The organism is Anaeromassilibacillus sp. An200 (assembly GCF_002160025.1).
Taxonomy (GTDB): domain Bacteria; phylum Bacillota; class Clostridia; order Oscillospirales; family Acutalibacteraceae; genus Caccousia; species Caccousia stercoris.
Genome location: NZ_NFJU01000076.1, coordinates 1 through 6313, shown reverse-complemented (window position 1 = coordinate 6313; position 6313 = coordinate 1). Strand labels below are relative to the sequence as shown.

Here is a 6313-nt window from a genome sequence, read left to right as displayed (position 1 = left end):
CGCGAAAATACGCCTGACATTTCGCTCCTTTTTCCCTTTGGGTTCTTGTTTACAAACCAAAAAACTGCTCTGGCTTGATTGCCGGAGCAGGTTTTTCTACAAGCTGAAAGGACCGGGAATTTGTGTTCCCGGTCCTCTTTTTGCATTTAGCAGGAAAGGAGCCTGATCGGGCCGAGAAGCCCGGAAGGCTGAGGCTGCTTGTTGTACTGCGTCGGGATTGTGCGGTAATGGTTATACAGCGTATTGTACACCTCCACGGTGATCTCCTGTTCACCACAGCCCGCCCACCGGCTGAGATCAAAGCGATAGGGCGGCAGCATGCAAACGCCCGCGGACTCCCCGCCGACAAAAACCTCCGCTGAGCATCCGACCTCTCCCAGATCCAGAATCAGCCTGCGCGACACGGGCAGACACAGCCGTTTGGCATACCGCGCCCCGCCGGAATAACAGGCGAGAGCATCGATCCGCGCCCAGTCGCCCAGTTCCATGCTTCCCTTCGCGCAATCGACATACACCGTATGCAGCGCGGATTCATACACACCGGACACGGGAAGTATCTCAATCACCGCTTCGGACGCACGGTCACATGCGGACGGGAGCACAGCGGTATACTGTTCGCCCTCCCGGCACAGCACCGCCTCCTTGCCGACAACCGTCACACGGCAAACCTCTCCCTTCGCCCGAAAGCGCAGGCGGAAGGCGCCCGGCGGGACATCAAAAGCAAAGCGGCAGGGTATACGCCTGTTATCCGGATAGGGCGTGAGCGGCAGGACGGTTTCATTTTCATACCAGCTCATGGCGAGCGGAATGGTCTGCGGTGCAGTCTGACGGCAGCGATCGAGGACAAAGCATCCTCTTCCCGCGTGTCCATACCGCAGCAGGAGGGTGTGGGTTCCCTGTGTGAGCAGGACTTTTTCGAGGCTTGCCGGTCTGCCATCCAGCCAAAAGGCATCGGGCCGCATGGAACCGATCTTCGGAAAGGCCGCCGTTTCTTCCTCCACCGTGACAGTTGTGCAGAGATAGTAGAAATTTCCCTCGTCCTCCGGCGCATAATAGGAATCGGAGTTTGTCTGTGTAATAACCTGCTTTCCCAGCGCGAGAAAATCGTCGGAGATTTTCCCCTTCAACCCGTGATAGCTTCCCTGTGGTCCCGCGTCATGCACCAGCCCGTATCGCTGGGAAAACACATATTCCTGAAAGGCATACGCCGCGCCGCCGATCGAAACCGAAACGCCCGGAGCAATCCTGCCAAGAGCCAGAATCTGCTCGTCATCCGAACACGGAAGCGGTCCAAGTTTGAGAAAATACGCTTCCTCGAGCCGCATGACCGTCTTTTTTCTTTCTCCCTGAGAAAACCGGAAGAACCAGGCCTGCGCACCGATACAACCATCATACGCAGGCTGTTCATAGTCGCCGTACCGGTTGTCGAGCACAGGCAGAAGCTCAAATTCCCATTCTCCCCAAACCGCCTCTTCCCGCCAGGCAGGCTCCTTCTGTTCGCGCTGTGCTTTTCCCGTTCCGGAAAAAACCAGCACCTGTGCCTGTGTTTCTGCCAGCGGCAGACGCAGCAGGGTGCTTTCTTCATCCTGTTCCAAACAGGGGACGGGGCTTTCTTCGCCTGTCCACGGATCGAAAAGGCATACCTCCCCCGTGGCGTGCAGGCGGCAGACTGTCCCCTGCTCCGCTCCGTACAGGAAAAATACATCACAGCCGTCGATCCGGCGGTGAAGGTGGAAGGGGATCCGATCGGCGCCGGGATCGCCGGGAACAGCGGAACGGACAGCCGCAAGCGTTTCTTTCGATGTTTGGGGATTGCCGCAGCGCGCTGTCGTATGTTCCACGAGCGATTGCAGCAGAGGATCACCGCGGCCCGCGCGATCGGAGGCCTCCGGAAGCGCTCCTTCCAGGAGAACCAGCCCGCCCGCTTCAGCAAACGACGCCAGCTTCTCCATGGTTTTGAAGCGGATGGTACGCATCGCCGGAACGATCACTGCGCGATAGGATTCCCCCGCCACACACAGCCGCCCCTCCTTCACTTCCGCGCGTTCCACCGACTCGAAATCCATAAAGTCAAAGTCCACGCCGCCGTGGTACAGCGTTTCCGCTGTTTCAAACGCCGTCTGCACCGAAATATCGCCATCCAGACCACCCTCGACTGCGGCGACCGGATACAGGACCGCTGCGTCACAGACGTGTACACCGCTGCTCAAAAGATAACTCAGCCGCTTGGTGCACAGCAGGAAACGGTCCATGTGCTTCCAGTATGGCATCCGGAAATGATTGCACGGCGGGGCCCATTCCCAGAAGCCGCCGTATGTCGTGTAGTAGAGACCGTGAAGCGTCAGCAGATTATGGCCAAAAGCAAAATTACGGAAAACCGCGTCGGCCAGCGCGGCGGAGGATGTTCCCCAGCCGCTCCCGAAAAATCCCTCCAGCCAGGTGCGCGGACGCTGGTAGAGATGCGCGATGGAGCTGGAAACCTTGGATTTGATGAGATCGCCCGCAAGATTGGGCTGATCGTTTCCCGGCCCCTGCGTCCAGCGCTGGGTGCGGAAATAGTCACCGAACTCCGTGACGTCCCGGCCGCGCCCTCCGTGGTCACATCCAAAGGTCATGCCGCGCGATTCATTCCATTCATAAATTTTTTTGAAATAGCCTTCCTCGCACAGCTGCACAATGACGTCGTAATAGTCCAGGCGGATTTTCTGCGTCTCGTCTCCGACGTCCTCAAAAATGGCGAGAAGGTGCGGCTCAATGGCATAACCCTTGCGCCTGGCGAATTCCCGGGGAAAGCTGTCGTTCCACAGGTTGCCGCGAATGTTGAACACCAGCTCGTCGGAGAAGAAGAAATCCAGCCCTTTGCCGCACTCGCCGGGAAAATGCTCCTCAAATTTCCCGTAAAACTCTTCGATCACATAGTCCCCCAAATGAGGATGCATGGGATCCACAGAGCCAGGAACGGGTTTGACTTTAACCTCGCCGTTTTCATAGACCAGCTTTTTTCCCACGATCTCGGGGTGCTTTTGAAGAATCGCGTCCATATACCAACCCTGGCCGGGCGAGGAGATGGTGTAATCGCTCAGCGCAACGGAAATCCCGCGCTTTTTGCACTCCTCCAGGAACCATCCGACCAGTTCCCACCACGCCCCGGTAAACAGCCCCGGCTCGCTGTCCATGGTCAGGCCGTAGTTCTTCCCTCCCGTGTCGCTGTGGCAATAATTGATTTGCAGGGCACAGATATGGTGGTCCGCCAGCTGATCCAGCTGCCAAAGCAGCCTTGCCTTTTCAAGCGGTTCCCCGACCCACCAGTAAAACGCAACCTCACCATACTCCCTTGGGGGATCCCGAAACCGTTCGAGCATACCCGTCCACCTTTTCCTTTCTGCTTCTCTGCGTCTCACGCCATCAGTTCAAGAGCATAGAGCCGGACCTGAGAACATCCCCATGTTTCACGGGGGACAAAACGCACCTCCCGCACCGTGCGGCCAATCGGAACGCGGACCAGGCGCTGATAATTTTCGTTTTCTGTCGCGATGCGCTCTCCGTCGGCATAGACGTCAAAGGCCCGCAGAATCGTTTTGGGAACACAGACGTTGGCAGCTCCCAAACGCACATGGCATTTCATCGGGAAGGTTTTGAAACTGTACTCAATGCCCTCCGGGAAGGTCTCGCGGTTCAGATCGCTGTCCATGACAATCCGCAGGGCAGAGAGGAAACGCGGCTCCGGCAGCGTGAAAACAACCGCCTGCCCCGGTTCGCAGACATAGGCATGGTCAACGCCGTCCACAGGGCGCTCCACGCCGTCAGTAAGAAGCGAAACATCCCCCGCTCCCTCGATCCGCACGCTCTCCATCAGCGGCGTCGGTTCGCGGCGGTTCCACGGCAGATAGCAATCGTCCGCGATCAGCGTCTGCTTGAGCTCCTGCATCCGCTGCTCATACACACCGCGCGGCGTAAGGCCGTCGCGCAGGGCAATGGCCACCGCCGTGCCGAGCGCCTGGCCCATGATCGCACAGGTCGCCATGACACGCGTGGAGGACAGCGCGGTGTGTGTCGCACTGATGTTTCGCCCCGCGAACATCAGGTTTTCCACATTTTTGGAATACAGGCAGCGGTACGGGATACCGTATGGAGAGGGCGCGGGATGCCAGATGGTGGGCGGCTCCGTCGTCAAAAAGCCCGCGGGATGGTGGTCATCCATCGTCCAGCCGCCATACGCAATCAAATCGTCAAATTTTCCTTCAGCGCGCACATCATTCTGATTCAAAAGATAGTCGCCCACATACCGGCGGCTTTCGCGCTTGCCCGGCAGGAAACCGATCCATTCAATTTCCCAGTTTGCCGCGTCACAGACGCCCCCGTTCTTGACGAAATCCCAGACGCCGTAAACGGTACGGATCAGCTCGTCGCGCATGGTTTCTGTGTCCGCGATCGAGTCAACCAAACCGCCCAGCTCCATCCACCAGAAATTGCAGTTGTTCCATTTTTGGGGCGTGGAGAAATTGATCTTGTTCTCAAAGTCTTTCTTTTCAAAGTGGTACGCCCAGGCAGGCGGAATGTATGTGGTCGGCCGGGCGGTCTCGCGCACCTGGAGCAGGCACGACATGCCCATGGTGCGGGCGTCGCTCTCCTGCGGGGCGATATCTTCCCCGAATTCCTCGCATGACTCGCGGCCCATGCGCCACTCGGCTCCCGTCAGCGGAGCAAGAATGCTATCGCCGGAGCAGTCCGCGAAAAGCCTGGCGCGCACGGTGTGATAGGTCTGCGTCGTGGTCTGCCATCCTGTCACAGAAACGATCTTCCCGTCCCGCGTTTCCGCTGAGAGGCAGGAACAGTTGAGAAGCAGCGTGATGTTTTTCTCACATTTGACCTTTCCGAAAAGGACAGAATCCCAGACAGAGAAATTGAGCGTCGGGTTCCGGTAGATATTTTCCAGCGCGATTTCCTCCAGAATTCCCGTTTCCCGCATATTTGCCCCGTGTGCACCGCGAATCCACATGCGGATCTCGCTCGAGGCGTTGCCGCCAAGCACAGGGCGATCCTGCATCAGGACAACCTTCCGGCCATGGCGGGCGGCGGCGATCGCCGCAATCATACCGGCCATACCGCCGCCGACGATGCACAGCTCGGTCTCATAGGTGTGTGTCACAAGGGTTTCGATTTGGGCACGATGAAGCATCATAATGGATTCCTCCTTATTCAATGGGGATCTGAACGTTGAAAGCGTACCGGCGCTGCGGGTCGTTTGGCCTTGTACAGGCGCAGCAGAGCACACGCGGCCTGCCGTTCCCGTCCAGCCACATCTGCGGGCGCTCCATGTTTTGCAGCGTCTCAACCCTGCCGTCCTCCCAGTGCAGCTCCAGCCGGAAAGCCAGCGGGTAATCCTTCGACACCTCCCAGGAAAAGCCGTCGGGAGACTCAAACAGCGCGACGGAGTGAGCGCCTGCCTTCGTGAAATAGCCCTGAAAATCCTTTGCGATGGCCCAGAAACGGCCATCCCCATACCAGAGGAAGGGATCCTCGACCGACCAGGGATTTTCGGGGTTTGTGAGGATCGGATGTTGGGATTTCACAAAGGGGCCGAGCGGATGATCGGCGGAAGCCATGCCGCAGACGACGGCCCCTCCCTTCGGCATCTCGCCTTCATCCGAAACCGCTTTATACATCATATAGATCCGCTTGTCGCCACCGACGCAGACTGTCGGATTGCTTGTCAGAAGCGAATCATGTGCACCGGGGGTGACGTCCAGAACCGGGCGGTCCAGACGGTGAAACGGCCCTTCCGGCTTTTGGAACCAGGCCACGCCGACCCGCTGGTGGTTGCGGTGATCCCAATACTCTCCGTTGCCGTAATTTCCCATATAGTAGAGATAATACACGCCGTCCACCTTTAAGACGGCGGGATTATGGACACAGTCGCGATCCCAGGCATCTCCGCCCGCCCCGGAGAGGGCGATCCCCCGGTAGGTGAAGGGGCCGAGGGGCGTTTTTGCCGTCGCAAATCCAATTTTGGAATGTGTCACCCAGGCGTCGTGCCCTTTTTCCATCGGCCAGAAAGAAAAGTAGAGATAAAAAAGTCCGTCATCCCCCTGTGCGATGCTCCCGCACCACACAATGAACTGTTCCTCCGACAGCCCGAATACGGAATACGGCTTGGCCGGCTGCATTCTCTCTGCAAAGTTCATGGCTGCTCCTCCTCACACATTGGAGCTGTTGACAAAAGATTCACCCGAGGAGAAAACCATGGTAAAATAAGTGCATACGGGGGTGGGAAGATGCAGCTGAAGTTTCACATGGTGACGATAGAAGATCT

The 6313-nt window shown here is 57.9% G+C and carries 3 protein-coding genes; all 3 read right to left on the bottom strand.

Annotated elements, in window-relative coordinates; translation table 11 throughout:
• Positions 1 to 146: 146 nt before the first annotated feature.
• From B5F35_RS17250 to B5F35_RS18825, 3 genes are read right to left on the bottom strand one after another with little or no spacing between them, the layout of a single operon-like run.
• Positions 147 to 3362: a glycosyl hydrolase gene (locus tag B5F35_RS17250; RefSeq protein ID WP_087242835.1), complete on the bottom strand. Its 3216-nt coding sequence runs from the start codon at positions 3360 to 3362 to the stop codon at positions 147 to 149.
• A 35-nt stretch (positions 3363 to 3397) separates the two neighbouring features.
• Positions 3398 to 5182, bottom strand: coding sequence for an FAD-dependent oxidoreductase (locus B5F35_RS17245; protein ID WP_162611476.1), 1785 nt, complete (start codon positions 5180 to 5182; stop codon positions 3398 to 3400).
• 13 nt (positions 5183 to 5195) lie between these two features.
• Positions 5196 to 6185, bottom strand: coding sequence for a glycoside hydrolase family protein (locus B5F35_RS18825; RefSeq protein ID WP_162611475.1), 990 nt, complete (start codon positions 6183 to 6185; stop codon positions 5196 to 5198).
• Positions 6186 to 6313: the final 128 nt, after the last annotated feature.